The sequence below is a fragment of the Micromonospora sp. WMMA1949 genome, assembly GCF_027460145.1.
In the GTDB taxonomy this organism is placed as follows: Bacteria; Actinomycetota; Actinomycetes; order Mycobacteriales; family Micromonosporaceae; genus Micromonospora.
Genome location: NZ_JAPZBG010000001.1, coordinates 5,104,820 through 5,122,763, shown reverse-complemented (window position 1 = coordinate 5,122,763; position 17,944 = coordinate 5,104,820). Strand labels below are relative to the sequence as shown.

The following is a 17,944-nucleotide window of genomic DNA, read 5'->3' as shown; positions in this document are numbered from 1 at the left end:
CTCAGATCATGCCGGAGCGCAGGGCGTAGGCCACCGCGTGCGAGCGGTTGCGCAGCTTCAGCCGGTGGTTGAGGCCGTAGATGACGTTCTTCACCGTGCGTTCGGAGTAGCGCAGTTCGTCGGCGATCTCGTTGGTGTCGAAGCCCTCGGCCATCAGCCGGAGCACGTCGATCTCGCGGGCGGTCAGGCCGGAGGCGTTGAGACCGTTCGGGTTGAGCACGTCGCGCTGGAGCCGTTCGATGTGTTTGAGCAGCTCACCCACCAGGTTCGGGGGCAGCACGCCGCCGCCGGAGGCGGCCGCCCGGACGCTGTGCACGAGGCGTTCGGCGGTGACCGCCGCGCGCGGCAGGACGGCCACGACCCGGCACTCCACGGCGGTCAGCAGTTCCTGCTCGGTGACCTCCGTGGTGATCAGGACCACCGGCGCGCCGATCTCGGTCGCCGCGAGGCGCAGCATGGCGATCACGTCGGTGGTGAGCCGTTCCGCGGCCACGACGAGCACCTGCGCCCGCGTCCGGTCCGCGCTGTCCAGCAGCGTGATGTCGGAGCGCGACCGGAGGTGGGCGGTCAGGCCGGTGTGGGTCAGCGGGTCGGGCGCGTGCACAAAGACGGCAACTTGCTCCACAGCCATCTCCATCACTGTCAGTAGGGGCTGACAGTCTCATGGAGAGTCCTTCAGGAAATCTCCACACTCGCCTCCGCGCCTGCCGCGAACCGTGAAGATCGGCACGTAACCGCTGGTCAGACTTTTTTCAGTCAGTGAAGATTGATTTCGACGGGGCCCATCTTCTCCGTCGCGAGCTTCCCGGCGTTCGCGGCAGCGGCTTGGATCGCCTCCATGATCGCGGTCTGCAGCGACGCTGCGTCACGCTGCTCGTACACCCGGGGGTCGACCCGGACGGTCTGGACCTTGCCGAGGCCGCTGGCCATGACCACGACGGTGGCGTCCTGCGAGCGGCCGGTGACGATCGCCCGCTCCAGCTCCGACTGCGCGTTGCGCATCTGGTCCTCCAGGCGCTGCGCGTTCTCCATGAACTCCTGGAACGACGGTGGGATCGGCGTGGACTCGGGCTGCATGCCGGGCCTTTCTGTTCGGGGCGGACGGTCAGCCGACGGCGGCCAGGCCGCCGAGCCGCTCGCCCACCGCCGGGCCGGGAGCGGCCAGGTCTGCGAGCGCGAGGGTACGGGAGCCGGTGCGCCGGGTCAGGGCCAGCGAGAACTGGTGGGCGGCGTGGACGGTGCGCTCGGGCAACCGCGCGGCCATCTGCGTCAGCGCCGCCCGGACGTCGTCGGGCACCTCGTGGCCCCGCCGTACCAGGTGCCGCAGCACGATCGTGGCCAGCTCGTCGGTGCTGAACTCGGGCACCGACCACTGCTGGCCGAACACCTCGTTCACCGCCGGCACCGCGGCCCGCAGGCTCGCCAGCGCCGCCTCGTCGCCGGTCAGCACCACCACCGGGTCGCCGAGCCGGGAGCGCATCCGGCCGGCGAGCGCCTCGGCGATCTCCGGCGCCACGCCGGAGCCGTCGTCGACGTAGTCGAGCTGGAGCACACCGCCGGCCGCGTCGTCGAGGGCCGCGTCCACCAGGCTCCCGGCCTGGCCGGGCCACTGCGGCGCCAGTTCCCGGCTCGTGCTCACCCGCACCAGCTGGCCGACCGGCACGAGGCCCAGTTCGGACAGGCAGGCGGTGTACAGCCGGACGTACTCGCTGCGGCCGCTCCCGGCCCGGCCGCCGAGCAGCACGTTGCCCGTGCGGCCGGGCCCGCGCCGGCGGTTGCGTCCCTCGCAGAGCTGCAACAGCGTCTGCCCGGCCGCCTCCTTCACCCGCTGCCCGCCGACCAGGCCGCAGATCCGCTTCCAGCTGCGAGCCGCGTTGATCGCGCCGGTCGGGTCGGTCGCCGCGTCGGGTTGCTCGCCCTGCTCGACCGGCAGGTCCTCCAGCAGCGCCAGCTCGGGTTCGACGTCGGCGGCGGTGAGCCGGTTGAGCTCGCTGTCCTTCGTGGGCGGCGTGGTCGCCAGCCGCGACGCCTGGTTGTTGATCAGCGCCTCGAACAGTTTGCGGGCCACCCGGCCGTTGCCGAACGTCGCGTTCTTCGGCACCCGCGTGAAGTACGCGGTGAGCGCCTCCACCGCGTCGTCGGTCAGCTCGTAGTAGTGCTTGCTGACCAGGTTCGAGGTGATGGTGACGAGTTCCTCGACGGAGTAGTTGGGGAACTCGATGGTGCGGGTGAAGCGGGACGCCATACCGGGGTTGGAGGCGAGGAACTGCTCCATCAGCTCGGAGTAGCCCGCGACGATCACCACCAGCTCGTCGCGGTGGTCCTCCATCATCTTCATCAGGGCGTCGATGGCCTCCTGGCCGAAGTCCGGCCCGGAGCCGCCCGAGCCGCTGGACAGCGTGTACGCCTCGTCGATGAAGAGCACGCCGCCGAGCGCCTTGGTGACCAGCTCGGTGGTCTTGATCGCGGTGGAGCCGATGTACTGGCCCACCAGGTCGGCCCGCGCCGCCTCGACCATATGGCCCTTGGACAGGATGCCCAGTTCCTTGAGCACCGAGCCGTACAGGCGGGCCACGGTGGTCTTGCCGGTGCCGGGCGGGCCGGCGAAGACCAGGTGCCGGCTCATCGGCGGCATCGGCAGGCCCATCTGGAGCCGGACCTGCGACATCTTGATCAGGTTGATCAGCGCGGTGACCTCCTGCTTCACACCGCGCAGACCGATTAGCCCGTTCAGCTCGCGAAGCGGCTCGCTCAGCTCGTCCGCGCCGTTCTCCACCGCCGTACCCTCGTCGCCGGCCACCGGGACCGGCGCGGCGGCCGGCGGGCCGGCGGGCGCCGGGGTGGCCTGCGGGCGGCCCACCGTCAACGCCTCGGTGGTCACCGTGGCGCCGGGCGCACGGCGGACGTCCTCGCCGCCGCTGTCGCGCACCACGCACCGGGTGAGCGCGACCGGCTCCACGGTGTCCACGCCGATGCCGGCCGCGCCGCTGCCCAGCACCTCCCCGTCGCTCACCGAGCCCCGAGAGCCCGCCTCGAAGACGATCCCGTCGGCCCGGGCGTCCCGCACCCGGGTCTGCGTGACGCTCGCCGAACCGGTGACCCGCAGGCCGTCGCGGGCCGCGCCGACGATCTCGCTGTCCCCCAGCTGGAGCGCGCCCTCGGCCAGCACGCCGGAACCGCGCAGCAGGGCCGCGCGCAGCGTCAGGTCGGCGCCGGCACCCACCCGCACGCAGGCCGCGCCCGTGCCGGTGAGGCGGGCCTCGTGGACGACGCCCCGCGCGGGCCCGGTCAGCGCGAGCGCTGTCGCCTCGCCCGCGTCCACCACCACATCGGTGCCCTCCAGCGAGGCGCCCTCCTGGACCAGCACCCCGTCGCCGGTGGTGATCTCGGCGCGCAGCCGCTGGAGCACGACAGCCGACTCACCGGCGAGCACGGCGACGTTGTCGCGGGTGCCCCGCACCGTCAGGCCGAGGAACCGGGGTGAGCCACCGCTGACGGCGACCCCGACGGGCGCGTCCTGGACGGTGCAGTCGGTGAAGGTCGGCCGGCCGCCGCCGAGCACCTGGATCGCGGTGTGCCCGGCACCGCCGAACGTGCAGTTGCGGAACGACGGCGACGCGCCCTCGGCGATGTGCGCCGACTGCACCGCGGCGCCGGTGAACGTCGAGTCGCTGATCTGCACGTCGGCCTCGCCACGGACGAAGACGTCGACGTTGCCGCTGCCGGTGACGGACAGGCCCCGGATGCGGGCCCAGGCGCGCTGCTCGACCACCAGGGCGGGCTTGCCGGCCCCGGTGATCTCGCACTGCTCGATCGTGAGCCGGGCGTCGCCGCCGGCGCACACGCTGTTCGCGCCCGCCGTCCGCAGGCGGCAGCGGCGCAGCGTCAGGGCGCTCTGCTCCCCGACCACGACGCTGCTGGTGGCGACGTCGTGGACGTCGGTGTCCTCGATCGTGCTCGACCCGGCCGACATCACCACCACGCCCGCGCCGGCCGAGCTGGTCACGTCGCAGCCGCGCAGCGCGACGGTGCCCTGCATACGGGCCAGCAGCGTCACCCAGGAGGCGCCGCCGACCCGGCAGTCGTCCAGCGCCACCTCGCCCGCGTACACGTCGACGGCCGCCAGCGTGGTGTCGGCGCTGCTGAGCGTGATGCCGCGCAGCTGGGCGCCCTCGCCGCGCACGACGAGGACGCTGCCCTCCTCCACGTGCACCTCGACCGTGCCGGGCTGGGCCGCGCTGATCGTCACCCGGTCACCGACCACGAGCTTCTCGACGTACCGCCCGGGGTGCACGTCGATCGTGGCGCCGGGCTCGGCCCGGGACAGCGCGGAACCGATCGTCGGATAGGAACCGGGCTTCCGGTCGCCCACCACAAGAACCTGCCGACTCACCGCGTCATCCCTTCCGGTCCAGGCCGGGCAGCACCCGCAGGCGACCGCGGGCCGCCGCGCCGATGCGTACCCGGGGCTCGGCCGTGGCCCAGCGCTCGACGCTGCGCCGCAGCGACGTGATCGCCAGGTCGTCGAGCGACACCCGATTGGAGTCGACCCGGCCGGTGTCGTCGATCTCGTTGGCGCCGATCTCCCGAAGCAGGACCGCGCCGCGCTCGCCCGCCGCCGGCCGGCGCAGGTCCAGCACCTTGAAGTTCGTGCCGGGCAGGAACAGCACCCGGTCCTCGACGCGCTCGTCGCCCTCGGGCTCCAGCAGGCTGGTCCGGCGGGCGGTCATCGACCAGATCAGCACGTCGGTGTCGCCGTCCTCGGACGCGCACGGCTGGGTGAGCGCGTTGACGAAGCTCCAGTCGGTGACCAGTCGCCGGTCCTGGTACAGCGCCCACTCCCCGGCGGTCGGGGACAACCGGTAGACGGTGGTTCCCCGGAACGACGGCATCCGGGATACCCCGGCGACCACGCAGCGCGCGAACGGCACGTGCGGCCCCTTGCGGCCGGAGCGCAGGCCGGCGTCGACGCCCGGCCCACGGCCGGTCAGGTAGAGCCGCAGGGCGACCGAGTCGGCGAGGACGTCCTCGGTGGACACACCGGAGCCCTGCATGCCCGGGTGCTCGGACATGATCCGGGACACCGAGCTGGCCATCACGTCGAACTCGCGGCTGAGCGTGCGGCGCAGCCAGGCGCGCTCGTCGACCAGCCCCTTCTTCTCCGACAGCAGCGCGCCCGCGCCGGCCGACGGCACCGGCTGCACCCGCGCCTCGGCGGCCACCTCCGACGGCTCGTCGGCCTCGGACGGCTCGACGGTCTTCGCCGTCCCGGCGGTCTCCTCGGTCTTCTCCGTCTCGGGCACGTCCACCGTTCGGGGCACGTCCGCCGGACCGGTCGGGGCGGGCGGCAGGTCGACTGCCACGACGGGTGCCGGCGCAGGAGGCACCACCGGTCCGGCGGCGACCGGCGGGGTCGCGAGCGCATGACCGAAGCCGGCGGGCATGGTCGGCGGTGCCGGCTCGCCGGCGGGGGCCACCGGCTCGACGGCGCCGACCGGCGGCGTCGGTGCGGCCACCATGGCGGGTTCGACGGGCTGCGCGGGTTCGACGGGCGGCGCCGGCTCGAGCGGTGCGGCGGGCGGTTCCGGAAGCTCGGACACGAGCGGCACGGCAGGCGGGGCCGGCAGCCCGGACGCGGGCGACGCGGGCTGCTCGGATGCGAGCGGCACCACGGGCGGTACGGCCACGACCGGCGGCGCCGACGGGAGCGGGATCGCAGGCGAGGCCGGCGAGGACTGCGACGCCGGCGGGGCCGAGACCGCAGGCGACGCCGACGGGAGCGGGATCGCGGGCGGGGCCGGCAGGTCGGAGATCAGCGGCACGGCGGGCGGAGCCGGAAGCTCGGGCACGACCCGCGCCGCGGGCGGATCCGGCGGTCCCGGCACCAGCGGGACCGCGGGTGGGGCCGGAAGCTCGGACACCAGCGGCGCCACCGGGGGCGGCGGCAGCGGGGGCGCGGCGGCGCGCGTCTCGTCCGGCGCGCCGACGGCGGGCCCGGTGACCGGGGCGGGCACGGCGACCACCACACTGTCGGCCGCGGGCGGCGCGACCGGAGCGGGCGGGGCGGTCTCCGCGTACACGGGCACCGGCGCGACGGTGCCCGCCGCGCGCATCTCGGCCTCGAGGTCGACGACCATCTCCGCCCGGCTGGCCGGTTTGGCGCCGGGCACCAGCACCGACGCCGGCACCAGCGCCCGGCCCGTGCCGGTCATGCCGTCGACCCGGGCGGCCAGGTCGAGCGCCAGTTCCCGCATCCGGTGGGTGCTGGAGTGGACGGTGTCGTCGAACACGAGCGTGCCGCTGCGCGCGTCGAGCATCGCGGACCGGACCTGCTCGGCGTTCTTCGGCTCGGCCGTGGAGCGTACCCAGAGGCCGGTCTGCACCACCTCGACCACAGCGCCGGGGGCGAACCAGTAGACCCGGGGCGCGACCTCCTCGGCGCCGGTCAGCGGAGGGCGGTGGCTGAGCACTGTGGGCCGGCGGGCCCGCGAGTTGGGGTGCGCACGGGGCGAGTACGACAGTTCGAGCGCGTACGGCGCCCAGCCGAACGCGCCGTCCGGCAGGACGGTACGGATCTCGTAGCGGTGCGGGCTGCCGATCGGCACGCCGGTGTAGCAGGTGACCTCGGTGTTCAGCAGATCCGCGAGCGCCTGGCCGAACGCCTCGCCCTCGGGGATGCGGACCTCCCCGAACTGCACGAAGCGCACCCGCTGCCGGTTCTCCTCGTCGAGTCCGCGCCAGAAGCGCACCACGTCGTCGAGCGACAGCGACGGCGTGCCGGGGCACCCCAGCAGCACGGTCATGGTCTCCGGCTGGCAGGGGACGTACGCGGTGAGCCGTTGCCGTTGCGGGTCGACCACCTGCGGGTCCCGGTTGCTGTGGATCCAGACCCCGGCCGGGATCGGTTCGATCTCGGCGGTGGCGCTGGACGGCCGGGTGTCGATCGCGGCCCGGTCCCACCGCGGCGTCGGGTAGCGCTTGGCGTCCCAGGCCGGCGGGCGGCCGGGCCGGAACCGCACCCAGCCGCTGCCCGGGACGGAGTGGACGAACAGCGTGCCGGCCGAGCCGCGTACCAGGTCGCCGTCCGGGGCGATGACGGTGCGGTTGAGACGTTCGGCCAGCCACTGACCGGCCATCGCCGCGGAGTTGCCGTGCCGGCCGCAGGCGATGAGCCGGATGCCGCGGCGGCGGCGCGGCAGCACCCCGGCCATCGACTCCCAGGCGCTGATCGGCATCCCGTCGCCGAGGTCGAGCACGACCACGTCGTTCTCCGCGTCCTCGATCATGGACAGGGCGAGCGACTGGGCCTCGGGACTGATGGCGTCGTCGGCGTGCACCACGAGGGCGTTGCCGACGGTGTGCTGGACGACGCCCTCCGGACGGTCCTTGCCGCCACCGAACAGGTCCCGGATCCGGGTTGCCATGATCGACCTACCCCACTTCTGCGGCCGCGACGGCCCTCGTGCTCAGCACCGGCCCCTGGGGCATCAGCGCCAGCAGTTCTCTCGGGAAGGGAACGTTCACGACCCGGTCGAGCTTCAGTGCCCGCACCGCGTCCTGGTCGCCGATCGGGTACGCCTTTCCGTCCTCCGCGATGTAGGTGGGCAGGGGCTGCGCCGCGCCGGTGCCGACCGGTGCCGGGAGCACCGCCATGCCGCTGCCGGGCGCGGTGAGCACCGTCGTGCGGCCGTCGGGGCGGACGCCGGAGCGGGCCAGCGGGACGAGCACCGCGGTGCTGTCGAACCGCGTCCCGTCCACCGCGCTCTGACGCAGGCAGAGCGCGTACGGGCCGGGTTCCTGCGGGGTGAGGCCGGTCAGGTCGGGCAGCCGGGTGAGCAGCGACCGGTCGGCCGACATCCGGGCCGCGGCGAGGGCGGCGGCGCTCAGCTCCACCGGCTCCTTTCCGGAGGTGGCGGTGGCCAGCAGGAACTCGGTCCGGCTCAGCGGCGCGAGGCCGTCGCGGCGCAGCACCAGGAACTGCTCCGCGCCGGTGTCGGGCCGCTGGCGGAACAGCGTGCCGACCGGGTACGTCCTGTCGCCGACCCGGCCGGAGCGGCCCGCGCCGGGGATGGTGGCCGGTGCCAGGTCCGGCCCGTCGGGCAGGAAGTCGAGCCAGTCGCCCGGGGCGGGCACCTTGCGGGTGGTGGTGGCGCCGAGCGCGGCGAGCACCGCGGGGTCGGCGATCCGGTGCTTGCGGCCGGCGGTCACCAGGTAGGCCGGCCCGTCGGCGCCGCGCACGACGGCGAAGCGGTCGGCCGGCAGCGGGACGGATTCGGCGCGCGGGTCGAGGTTGAGGCCGAGCCGGTCGCCGGGTTCGTCGGTGACCGAGCCGGGCAGGCAGGCCAGCCACGGACCGGCGACCATCGACCCGGTGGCGACCGACTGCGGGGCGCCGTCGATGCCGATCGACGGTCCGCGCGGGACGTCCTTGATCGACTCCTTCGAGATGAGCTTGACGGTGGCGCCGCCGCCCTGGATCAGCATGGCCGAGGTCAGGTTCGGCGTCGGGCGCAGCACGCCGTCGAGGTAGACGTACCGGTTGCCGCTCTCCTTCTCCACGAGGATCACGCCGCTGCGGGTGTACGCCTTGCTGCCGCCCGGGACGATCCAGCCGTAGACGGCGAACCCGGCCACGACCAGGACGCTGATGAGCACGCCGAAGGCCAGGCCGGTGACGGCGCGCTGCCCGGGTATCTCCGCCGTGGACGGGTCGCCCTGAACCAGGGCGGAACTCAGCCGGCCCATCATGAACTGGTGGGCGTGGACGTGGTCGCGCTGGGTCTGCACCGCCGGCTACCCGAAGAGTCCGCGGGCCCAGGCGTAGAGCCCCAGCACCTGGGCGAGCACCGGCAGCACGGCCAGGCCGGTGGCGACGTCCAGCCCACCGGCGGTGTACTCCCAGAACGGCAGCATGCGCCGCGGCCACGGCCGCAGCGCGGCCATCACCAGCGGCACCAGAAGGGCGACGAGCCCGCCGAGCAGGACGTACCGGCCGGTCGGGGCGAGCTTGTCGGAGAACATCAGGGCCACCATGAGGTAGCCGACGGTACCGGCCGCCACCAGGGCGATCCGCTGCCAGAGCCCGAAGAAGGTACGCGAGCGCAACAGGATTGCACTCGATGTCACGAGCACGAGCGTCCACCCGGACCAGCCCGGCACCCGCATGGTGTGGTGCATCAGCACCGGCAGGACCAGGGCGGAGGCGGTCATGCAGGCGGTCAGGTAGGTGTCCGCCTCGTCGGCGCGCGACTTGACCAGGTCGGAGTCCTCCGGCTCGATGTCGTACGACATGTCGGCGCCGGTCTTGGGCAGTTGTGGCCCGCGCAGCCGGGCCAGTTTCACCGCTGCCCGGGGCGCGATCACGATCAGCACCAGGATCACCGACACGGCCACGGCGGAGACCTTCGGCGCGGTGAGCGCGAAGCCGTCGCCGGCCAGCAGCACGAGCACCACCACCGCGGCGGTCAGCGCGACGATCAGCAGCGGTGCGAACGGCATGACCGGTGTGACGGTGCGCTGTGCGATCAGCAGGAACACGGTCACCGCGACGACCGCGACGGCGGCGGCCAGCCCGGCGCCGGCGTTCCAGGCCACGCCGTCCGGGTCGCCGTCGACGGCGCTGGACGCGGCGACCGCCGCGAAGAACGCCGCGCCGCCGCCGAACAGCAGCGGGATCGCGCCGTCGGTCTGCTGGCGGGCGCTGACGACCGACGCGGTGAACAGGCCGGCTGCGAGCACCGCGCCGGCGATCACCTGGGGCAGCACCGGGCCCCGGTCCACGAGTACGGCGGCGATCAGGCCCATCGCCACCGTGCAGAGCACGAGGAACAGCACCCGGCGGTACTCCGGCTGCCACCTGTCGGCGCGCCGGTTGACCACCGTGGCGACGCCCTCGGCCAGGTCGTCGAAGTCCAGTTCGGGCAGCGGGTCCTGCGCCGGGCGCAGGTGCAGTTCCTCCCCCTCCAGCCAGTCCAGGCTCTCCGGCGTGCCCGACAGCTCGAACGGCGCCTGGCCGAGGCGTTGCAGCACGAACGACTCGTCGGGCACCTCGCCGTCGGGCACCCGGGCCAGGTCGGTGGTGTGCCGCACCAGCAACGGCATCAGGTTCGCCACCGGCATCCGTACCGGCACGGCCAGATCGGCCCGGCGCGCCGGGCCGATCACCGTGATGCGGCACAGTTGATCGTTGAGCGCTGCGGTCACCAGCGAGCCTCTCTCATCGGGCCGTGTCCGACACGAAACCGGTCTGCATCAGGCGTACGCCGCGCCGGGTGACGAGCTGGGCGCGTCCGGGCGGCAGTTGGCGGGGCTTCGCCTCGCCGAGGAACTTGCCCTCCTCCTTGGGGTAGGAGAAGAGCGTCGCGGGCGTGCCCAGCTCCCACATCCGCCGGATCACCGGGTCCATCATGGCCCGCATCGCGCCGGAGGTGCTCCGCGCGACGATCACGTGCAGGCCGATGTAGGCGCCCTGGGCCAGCAACGGCAGGAGCGGGTCGAGCGTCGAGCCCATCCCGGTGCTCTTGGTCATCAGGTCGTAGTCGTCGACGATGACGAACAGCTCCGGCCCCTCCCACCAGTCGCGCTTGCGCATCCGCTCGGACGACACGTCCGCGCCGGGCATCCGCCGGTTCATCGAGACCGACGCCTGGCCGGCCAGCTCGTGCATCTTGTCGCCGGTGAACGCGAAGCCCACCTGGTACGCGGCGCCGATCGCGGTGTCCAGGTCGCGGCGCGAGTCGCCGAGCACGACCTTCGCCCGCTCCGGCGGGTAGTGCTGCTGGATGGACCGCAGGACGAGCCGGAGCAGGTTGGTCTTGCCGGTCTCGCTGTCGCCGAGGACCAGCATGTGCGGGGTGGTCATGAAGTCGTGCCAGACCGGGGCGAGACGCTGCTCGTCCTGGCCGATGACGAACTTGAAGTCGGACTCGGGCGGCGGCAGTGTCTCGACCATCAGGTGCGCCGGGAGCATCCGTACCGGTGGGGCGGTCGGGCCGGGCCAGAACGTGCCGATCTCCTCGACCACCGACTTGGTCGCCTCGGCCAGGTCGCTCACCTCGGAGCTGCCGTCCATCCGGGGCAGCGCGGCCAGGAAGTGCAGCGCGCCGTCGGTGAGGCCGCGGCCGACCTGGTTGGGGACGGTGGCGGCCTTGCGGGAGCCGTGCTCGGACTCCATCGCGTCGCCGAGCCGCAGCTCCAGCTTCGTGCCCAGCAGGTCCCGCATCCAGGTACGCAGCTCCGACCAGCGGGTCGCGGTGACGATCACGTGCACGCCGAAGGACAGGCCGCGCGAGGCGAGCTCCTGGAACTTCTGCTCCAGCTCCTGGAAGTCCTGCTTCATCGTGTACCAGCCGTCGATGACCAGGAAGACGTGCCCGAAGCCGTCGTCGATCACCCCGTCCGCGACCTTGGCGAGGTAGCTGGACATGGAGTCGAGGCCGTGCCGCGCGAACTCGGCCTCGCGCTTCTCCATGACCTGGAGGACCTCCTCGACCGTCCGGACGACGCGGTCGCGTTCCATCCGGGTGGCGATCGAGCCGACGTGCGGCAGACCGGCGATCGAGGCGAGGCCACCGCCGCCGAAGTCGAGGCCGTAGAACTGCACCTCGCGTGGCGTGTTCGCCAGCGACAGCGCCAGGATCAGGCTGCGCAGCAGCGTCGACTTGCCGCTCTGCGGGGCGCCCGCGATGCCGACGTGGCCGTCGGCGCCGCCGAGGTCGACCACCAGCAGCTCACGGAGCTGCTCGGCGGGCCGGTCCACCACACCCACCGGAACCCGCAGGCCGCCCTGGACGGCCGGGTCGTCGATGGTCATGCCGCGTACCGGGTCGGGCAGCACGCTCGGCATGAGCGAGTCCAGGCTCGGCGCGCTGGACAGCGGCGGCAGCCAGACCTGACGGGCCGGCGGGCCCGAACCGGCGAGCCGGTCCAGCAGCACCTCGACCAGGCTCGGCCCGTTCGCGTCGGCGGCGGGCTCCTCGACCTGCTCGGCAGGGCGCTCCGGCCCGGGGTCGTGGCGCACCGCCACCTGACGGGTGGTGAACGGCACCACGTCCGCGGTGGGCTCGTCCCCGGCGTCCGCGACGCCGCCGCGGCGTCCACTTCCGGTGTACGCGCCGGAGACGTACGCCGCCTTGAACCGCACCAGGTTCGTGGTGTCCACCTTGAGGTAGCCGTTGCCCGGCTCGGGCGGCAGCTCGTACGCGGCGCCCACGCCGATCACCGACCGCGACTCCATCGAGGAGAACGTGCGCAGCGCCAGCCGGTACGACAGGTGCCCCTCGACCCGGTTGATCCGGCCCTCGTCCAGGCGCTGGGAGGCGAGCAGCAGGTGCACGCCGAGCGACCGGCCGAGCCGGCCGATGGACACGAACAGGTCCATGAACTCGCTCTTGCTGGACAGCAACTCGCTGAACTCGTCCACGATGATCAGCAGCACCGGGAAGGGCACGAGCTGGGCGCCGTTGCCGCGCGCCTTCTCGTAGTCGAACAGCGAGGCGTAGCCGCTGGCGCGCAGCATCTCCTGCCGCCGGGTCATCTCGCCGTTGAGCGCGTCCTGCATCCGGTCGACGAGCGGCAGCTCGTCGGCCAGGTTGGTGATCACCGCCGAGGTGTGCGGCAGCTTGTCCATGCCGAGGAAGGTGGCGCCGCCCTTGAAGTCGACGAGCACCAGGTTGAGGATCTCCGAGCTGTGCGTCGCGGCCAGGCCGCAGACGAGGGTACGCAGCAGCTCCGACTTGCCCGAGCCGGTGGCGCCGATGAGCAGGCCGTGCGGTCCCATGCCGCCCTGCGCGGACTCCTTCAGGTCCAGCTCGATGACCTCACCCTCCTCGGTGACGCCGATCGGCACCATGAGGCGGTTGCGCTGCGGCGTCCGGGTCCGCCACAGGGCCTGCACGTCGAAGGTCATCGCGTCGCGGATGCCCAGCAGCGTGGTCAGCTCGAAGCTGGTGTCCAGCGGCTCGTCGGAGACATCGAGCGTGCCGCTGGTCCGCTTCGGCGCGATGATCCGGGCGAGGGCCTCGCACTCGGTCTGGTCCAGACCGTCGCGCCGGGCCGTCCCGGTCGTGGCGCCGGCCGGGAACTCCACGGTGTCGTCGGTGACTGTCAGCCGCAGCACCTTGGGGCCGCCGGGCATCGCGCCGGTGAGATCGAGCAGCACCACGTTGCGGATGCCCGCGCCGAGCAGGCGGGAGCTGTCCGGCAGGTCCACCAGGTGCGCGACGATCACCAGGAACGGCTCGCCGGTGGTCGGCTTGACGGCCCGGTCGTGGTCGCCCCGGTCGGTGATCTCGGGGCCCAGCAGGTCCATCAGCGCGTCGTGGCTGCCGGCGAACATCCGGACCGGGCCGGCCGCGTCGTACGCGGTGGGGTGCGCGTTGTGCGGCAGCCACTTGACCCACTCCCACGGGCCCCGGTGCACCTCGGCGGCGAGGACCGCGATCCGCAGCTCGTCCGGGGCGTGGAAGGTGGCCAGCTGCGCCACCATGGCGCGGGCCAGGTCGATCGCCGGGTCGATCGCGCCCTCGAACTCGACGCTGGTGAAGCTCGGCAGGCCGACCGAGGTGGGGATGCCGGACACCGTCCGGTACGCCTCGGAGAACCGCCGCAGCGAGATCGACGACAGCGGTTCGAGGTCCTCGATCGGTTTGGTGGACGGCGGGTTGAACTTCAGCATCGCGGTCTGCCGGCCGAGACCGATGCGGACCCGGCCGAAGTCGTCGTGGCTGGGCCGGCGTTCCCACAGCCGGCTGCCCATCGCGATCGACCACAGCCAGCCCGGCTGCGGGTTGTTCCACAGCACGTGCCGGCGTTGCTGGTCGGCGGCCTCGCGGGCCTGCTTGCGCAGCTGCCCGATGTAGCGCAGGAAGTCGCGCCGCTCGCCGCGCATCTTGCGTTTGCGCTCGGCGGCCGCCCGGCCGATCTGCATCACGCCCATGAGCAGCATGCCGCCGGCCATCGCGCCGCCCATCACGTACATGATCGGGGTGCGGTTGTAGAGGCCGAACATGGCGAGCATCGCGCCCATGCCGAGGCCCATCGGCACGACCATCGCGAACGAGCGGAAGTCGAGCGGGGCCTCCTCCGCCATCAGCGGCGGCTCCTGCAGCTCGATCGAGCCTTCCGGCGCCTCCGGGCCCGCCGCGCGGGGCGGGCGCTTGACGGTGACCGTACTCATCCGAGCGTCCCCGCGTCGGCGCCGTCGCCGCCCCAGACGGTGCGCTCCTGGCGCAGCAGCTTCACCGCGTAGCGGTCGTTGCGGTAGCGCTCGGCCACCTTGACGTCGTCGTCCTCCTCGGCCTGGCGTTTCTTCTCCTTCTTCGCCCGCTCCTCCTCGTCCTTGCGGAGCCGCGCCTGCTCGGCCCAGAACGCCTCGGCGCGGGCGGACGCCTCCTTCTCCTCCTCGGCGAGCGACGCGGTGAACTCCGCGTCGCTGACGCCGGGCTCGCCGCAGCGGCGCATCTTCTCCAGGTCGACGCTGAAGAAGTCCAACGTGCCGTCGGCCGGCCGTGGCGCCTTCGCGGGCGCGACCCGCCGCCACACGGCGCGCGGGCGCTGCGGTGTCTCCGACATGGTCACCCTTCCCTGCCGTCGTCGGTGGACGTGCCGGTCAGCCAGTCCGCGTCGCTGAGGTCGTCCCAGCCCGTCGTGTCGTCCGGATCGTCGTCCGGGCGGACGAGAGGAACGTGGTCGTCGGCCGCCGGCGCGGTACGGCCGCCGCCCCAGACGGCGTCGTCCTCGCGCAGCCCGGCGGCGGGCTCCCGGCCGGCGCCGGGTTCGCTGTCGTCGTCGCGGTCGGAGGGACGCCGGACCGTGCCGGCCCGGGCCGGGTCGTCGGGGTCCGCGCCGGCCGTCGCGCGGCCGGACGTCTGCGGTCCGGAACCGGCGAGTCCGGCCACGGCGGCGGCACCGGCCAGACCGAGCGCGCCGGGGACCGCGACCGCCACCTCGCCCTCGGCCACGACCGCGGCCACGCCGGCCTTCCGGTGCGTCCCCTCCGGACTGCCGCCTCCCGGCGACGCCGGCTGGTTCGCCTGCGCGGACGGGTTCGGCTGTGCCGGCTGGTTCGGCGCGGCTGCCTGGGCGGGTGGGTTCGCCACCGGGCCGGGTTGGGCGGGCAGGCCCGGCTGGCCGGGCAGGCCCGGCTGGCCGGGCAGGCCCGGCTGGCCCACGATCACCGGAGCCGCCACGACACCGCCGATCACCGGCTCCGCCGGAGGCGACGCGACGGCTGGAGGCGGCGCAACAGCCGTTGGTGGCGCAACAGCCGTGGGTGGTGCGACGGCCGCGGGCTGCTCGGCCCGCGGCGGCGGTTCCACCGCCGGGGACAGGTCGACCACGGTCGGCACCTCCACCGCCGTCGGCGGTGCGATCACCTCGGGTACGGGCGCACCCGGCGACGTACCGCCGATGCCGGACACGGGCGCGGCCGGAACCTCCGGCGCGGCCGGTTCCTCGGCGGCGGCCTCCGGCACGCCCGGATCCGGGCCGGCGGGCGGACCGTCCGGGCCCGGTTGCGAGCCGGGCACGCCGGTGACCGGCGCGGAGCCGTCGAGTCCCGCGCCACCGGCCGCCGTGCCGCCGCCCGTCTCCGGCCCGCCGTCCCCCGGTCCGGCCGGAGTCCAGTCGGCCCCGTCCGTCCGGATCAGGCCGGACGCGTCGGGCGCGGTCCGGGGTGTGGTGCCGGCGGGTGCGTTGCTGCCCGGCGGGCCGGCCATCGGCGGCACCACACCGGCCGTCGGCGGCGTCGCACCGGTGCTCGGCGACACGGCAGGCGCGGAGTGGGTCGGCTCCCCCAGCCCGGCGCCGCCGGTGTCCGCCCCCGTCGGCGCGTGCGGTGTGCCGGTATCGGGGGTCGACGGACGCCAGTCGTCGAGGTCGGCCTGGATCAGCCCGGAGGCGTCGGGAGCGTCCGGGACACCGCCGCCGGGCGTGCCCGCACCGGCACCCGGCGCACCCGGCGCTCCGGGCATCATCGGCATGGCGGGGCCGGTCGGCGTCGCCACCGGCGAGTCGACGCCCGGAACCACGGGCGGGGCGGCGGGGATCTGTGGGCCGTCGACGCCGAGCCCGTCACCACCGGCCGGCGCACCGCCCGACCCGTCCGGTACACCCGCGTCCACGCCCACCGGTCCCCAGGTCTCCGGGTCGCCGCTGACGAGTCCCCGGGCGTCGGGCGACTCGGCCCCGCCGGGATTGTTCGCGCCGCCCGCGGGCCCCGGCATGCCGGGCATGGGCGGCATGCCCGCACCGAGCCCGGCGCCGCCGGACGAGGCGCCGGCCGGCGCGCCGGGGACCGGCACGCCGTCGAACCCGGGTGACCGCCAGTCCGCCTCGTCGCCCTCCACCAGGCCCTTGGCGTCCGGGGCCTCGGGGACACCGGATCCGCCGCCGGCACCGGCACCGGGAGCGCCCGCGCCGGGCATGCCCGGCATCATCGGCGACTGGAAGCCGCCGCCGCCGGGCACGGCGCCGCCGGGGGCGGCCGGGATGTCCACACCGTCGACGGCGCCGGGGACGAAGTCGTCGCTGTTGCCGAGCAGCCCGTTCGCGTCCGGCTTCTCCGGCAGCCCGGGACTGCCGCCCGCACCGGGACTCGCGCCGCCGGGCGGGCCGAAGCCCGGGACACCGGGCGCGGTGAACCCGCCGCCGGGGGTGCCGATGCCGCCCACGCCCGCCCCGGGTTTCAGTCCGCCCACGGTGCCCGGTCCGGAGAACGACGGCGGCTTGACCGAACCGGCGCCGCCCGCACCCCCGCCGAGGTTGGCCGAGCCCGGCGGCTTGATGCCCGGCGGTACGACACCAGGGACGAAGCCGCCCGGTAGTCCGCCACCACCCGGTAGGCCGCCACCGCCCGGGAAACCGGCTCCCCCCGGCCCGTTGATGCCCGGGGCGTCGAAGCCGGGCAGCCCGCTGCCACCGCCCCCGCCGCCGGGCGTGGGGCCACCGATCTCACCGGGACCCGAGAACGACGGCGGGGTGATTCCTCCCGGCCCCTGGCCGGGACCCGGGCCACCGATGCCGGCCAGGTTCGGCGGGGTGATCGTGGGCACCGTGATGTTCGACGGCGCGCTGACGGCCGGCGTGGTGATGCCGCCGATGTGCGGCGTGGTGAAGCCCGGCGGGGTGAGCCCCGGCGGGGTCGTGAACGTCGGCGTCGTGAAGGTCGGCGACGGGATCGGCGGGCCCGTCGGCACGTTGATGCTGGGCGTGGGCATGCTGACCGTGGACGTCGCCGCCTTGTCGGTGGTCATCCGGTACTTCTCGGCGACCGTGTGGACGACATCGGCCATCTGCCGGGCCATCGGCTTCTCGTACTCGGTGCCGCTGATCGGCACCGGGCCGTCGCCGCTGCCGACGCCGTTCTGGGAGGCGATCGTCGCCCAGGCGCCGTCCAGGTAGGCGATCGTCTGCTGGGCCCAGGAGAGGTGGTTGGCGGCGTCGTAGAGCTGCGACGGAAGCGAGGTGACGTTCGTCGACGAGTTGATGTCGTTGGACACCGTGGTGGAGTCCGGAACCGCGCCTCCGGCCAGGTGCTCTGCCTGCTTGCCGAGCAGGTCGGCGTAGTAGTTCATCTTGTCGCGGAACCCGTTGGCCGCCGGCCCCTTCCACGCCTTGTCGTCGCCGACCATCGAGGTGACAGCGGTACGGATGGTCTGTTCGAGCCAGATCAGCAGGTCCTGGGTCGCCTGGAAGGCCTGCGCGGTCTCGACGACGGACCGGACACTCACCAGCGTTTCGGCGTGGTCCCGCCCGCTCTGGGTGGTCAGCGCGGCGCCGCCGTTCACCGCGGCCTCGAGCTTCCGCCAGCCCCGGGTCTCGTTCGCCCAGGTCTGGTAGTCGTACAGGTCGCTGACGGGGACCGTCTTCGGTGGGAAGGTGGCCGCCTCCTCCGCGGGGTCGTTCCACCCGTCGAGCTTGCTGTCACCGAGACCGTTGCCCATGC

General features: G+C 73.9%; 9 protein-coding genes. All 9 read right to left on the bottom strand.

All coding sequences use genetic code 11. The features are described 5' to 3' along the window. Position 1 precedes the first annotated feature (1 nt). Positions 2-637: a helix-turn-helix transcriptional regulator gene (locus O7607_RS23930; RefSeq protein WP_269705437.1), complete on the bottom strand. Its 636-nt coding sequence runs from the start codon at positions 635-637 to the stop codon at positions 2-4. 119 nt (positions 638-756) lie between these two features. Then, the gene (locus tag O7607_RS23925; RefSeq protein ID WP_433496160.1) at positions 757-1,056 is read right to left on the bottom strand and encodes a YbaB/EbfC family nucleoid-associated protein; all 300 of its coding nucleotides are present in this window, start codon (positions 1,054-1,056) and stop codon (positions 757-759) included. 49 nt (positions 1,057-1,105) lie between these two features. After that, the gene (locus O7607_RS23920; protein ID WP_269705435.1) at positions 1,106-4,393 is read right to left on the bottom strand and encodes a right-handed parallel beta-helix repeat-containing protein; all 3,288 of its coding nucleotides are present in this window, start codon (positions 4,391-4,393) and stop codon (positions 1,106-1,108) included. Positions 4,394-4,397: 4 nt separating this feature from the next. Next, complete coding sequence (locus O7607_RS23915) at positions 4,398-7,424, bottom strand: hypothetical protein (RefSeq protein WP_269705434.1); 3,027 nt, start codon at positions 7,422-7,424, stop codon at positions 4,398-4,400. 7 nt (positions 7,425-7,431) lie between these two features. Continuing rightward, a complete protein-coding gene (gene eccB, locus O7607_RS23910) occupies positions 7,432-8,787 on the bottom strand; it encodes a type VII secretion protein EccB (protein WP_269705433.1) in 1,356 nt (451 codons plus the stop codon). A 6-nt stretch (positions 8,788-8,793) separates the two neighbouring features. Further along, a complete protein-coding gene (gene eccD, locus O7607_RS23905; protein WP_269705432.1) occupies positions 8,794-10,203 on the bottom strand; it encodes a type VII secretion integral membrane protein EccD in 1,410 nt (469 codons plus the stop codon). A gap of 13 nt (positions 10,204-10,216) precedes the next feature. Beyond that, a complete protein-coding gene (eccCa, locus tag O7607_RS23900; protein ID WP_269705431.1) occupies positions 10,217-14,176 on the bottom strand; it encodes a type VII secretion protein EccCa in 3,960 nt (1,319 codons plus the stop codon). Continuing rightward, positions 14,173-14,571 carry a hypothetical protein gene (locus tag O7607_RS23895; RefSeq protein WP_269705430.1) on the bottom strand — a complete coding sequence of 133 codons (399 nt, stop codon included), beginning with the start codon at positions 14,569-14,571 and terminating at the stop codon, positions 14,173-14,175. Before O7607_RS23895 ends, eccCa begins: the two co-directional genes overlap by 4 nt. 2 nt (positions 14,572-14,573) lie before the next feature. Beyond that, a complete protein-coding gene (locus O7607_RS23890; RefSeq protein ID WP_269705429.1) occupies positions 14,574-17,942 on the bottom strand; it encodes a hypothetical protein in 3,369 nt (1,122 codons plus the stop codon). Positions 17,943-17,944 lie beyond the last annotated feature (2 nt).

Coding starts and splice junctions, on each gene's coding strand:
- O7607_RS23915 (WP_269705434.1), bottom strand. CDS start 7,424: ATGGCAACCCGGATCCGGGACCTGTTCGGTGGCGGCAAGGACCGTCCG.
- O7607_RS23930 (WP_269705437.1), bottom strand. CDS start 637: ATGGAGATGGCTGTGGAGCAAGTTGCCGTCTTTGTGCACGCGCCCGAC.
- eccCa (WP_269705431.1), bottom strand. CDS start 14,176: ATGAGTACGGTCACCGTCAAGCGCCCGCCCCGCGCGGCGGGCCCGGAG.
- O7607_RS23895 (WP_269705430.1), bottom strand. CDS start 14,571: ATGTCGGAGACACCGCAGCGCCCGCGCGCCGTGTGGCGGCGGGTCGCG.
- O7607_RS23890 (WP_269705429.1), bottom strand. CDS start 17,942: ATGGGCAACGGTCTCGGTGACAGCAAGCTCGACGGGTGGAACGACCCC.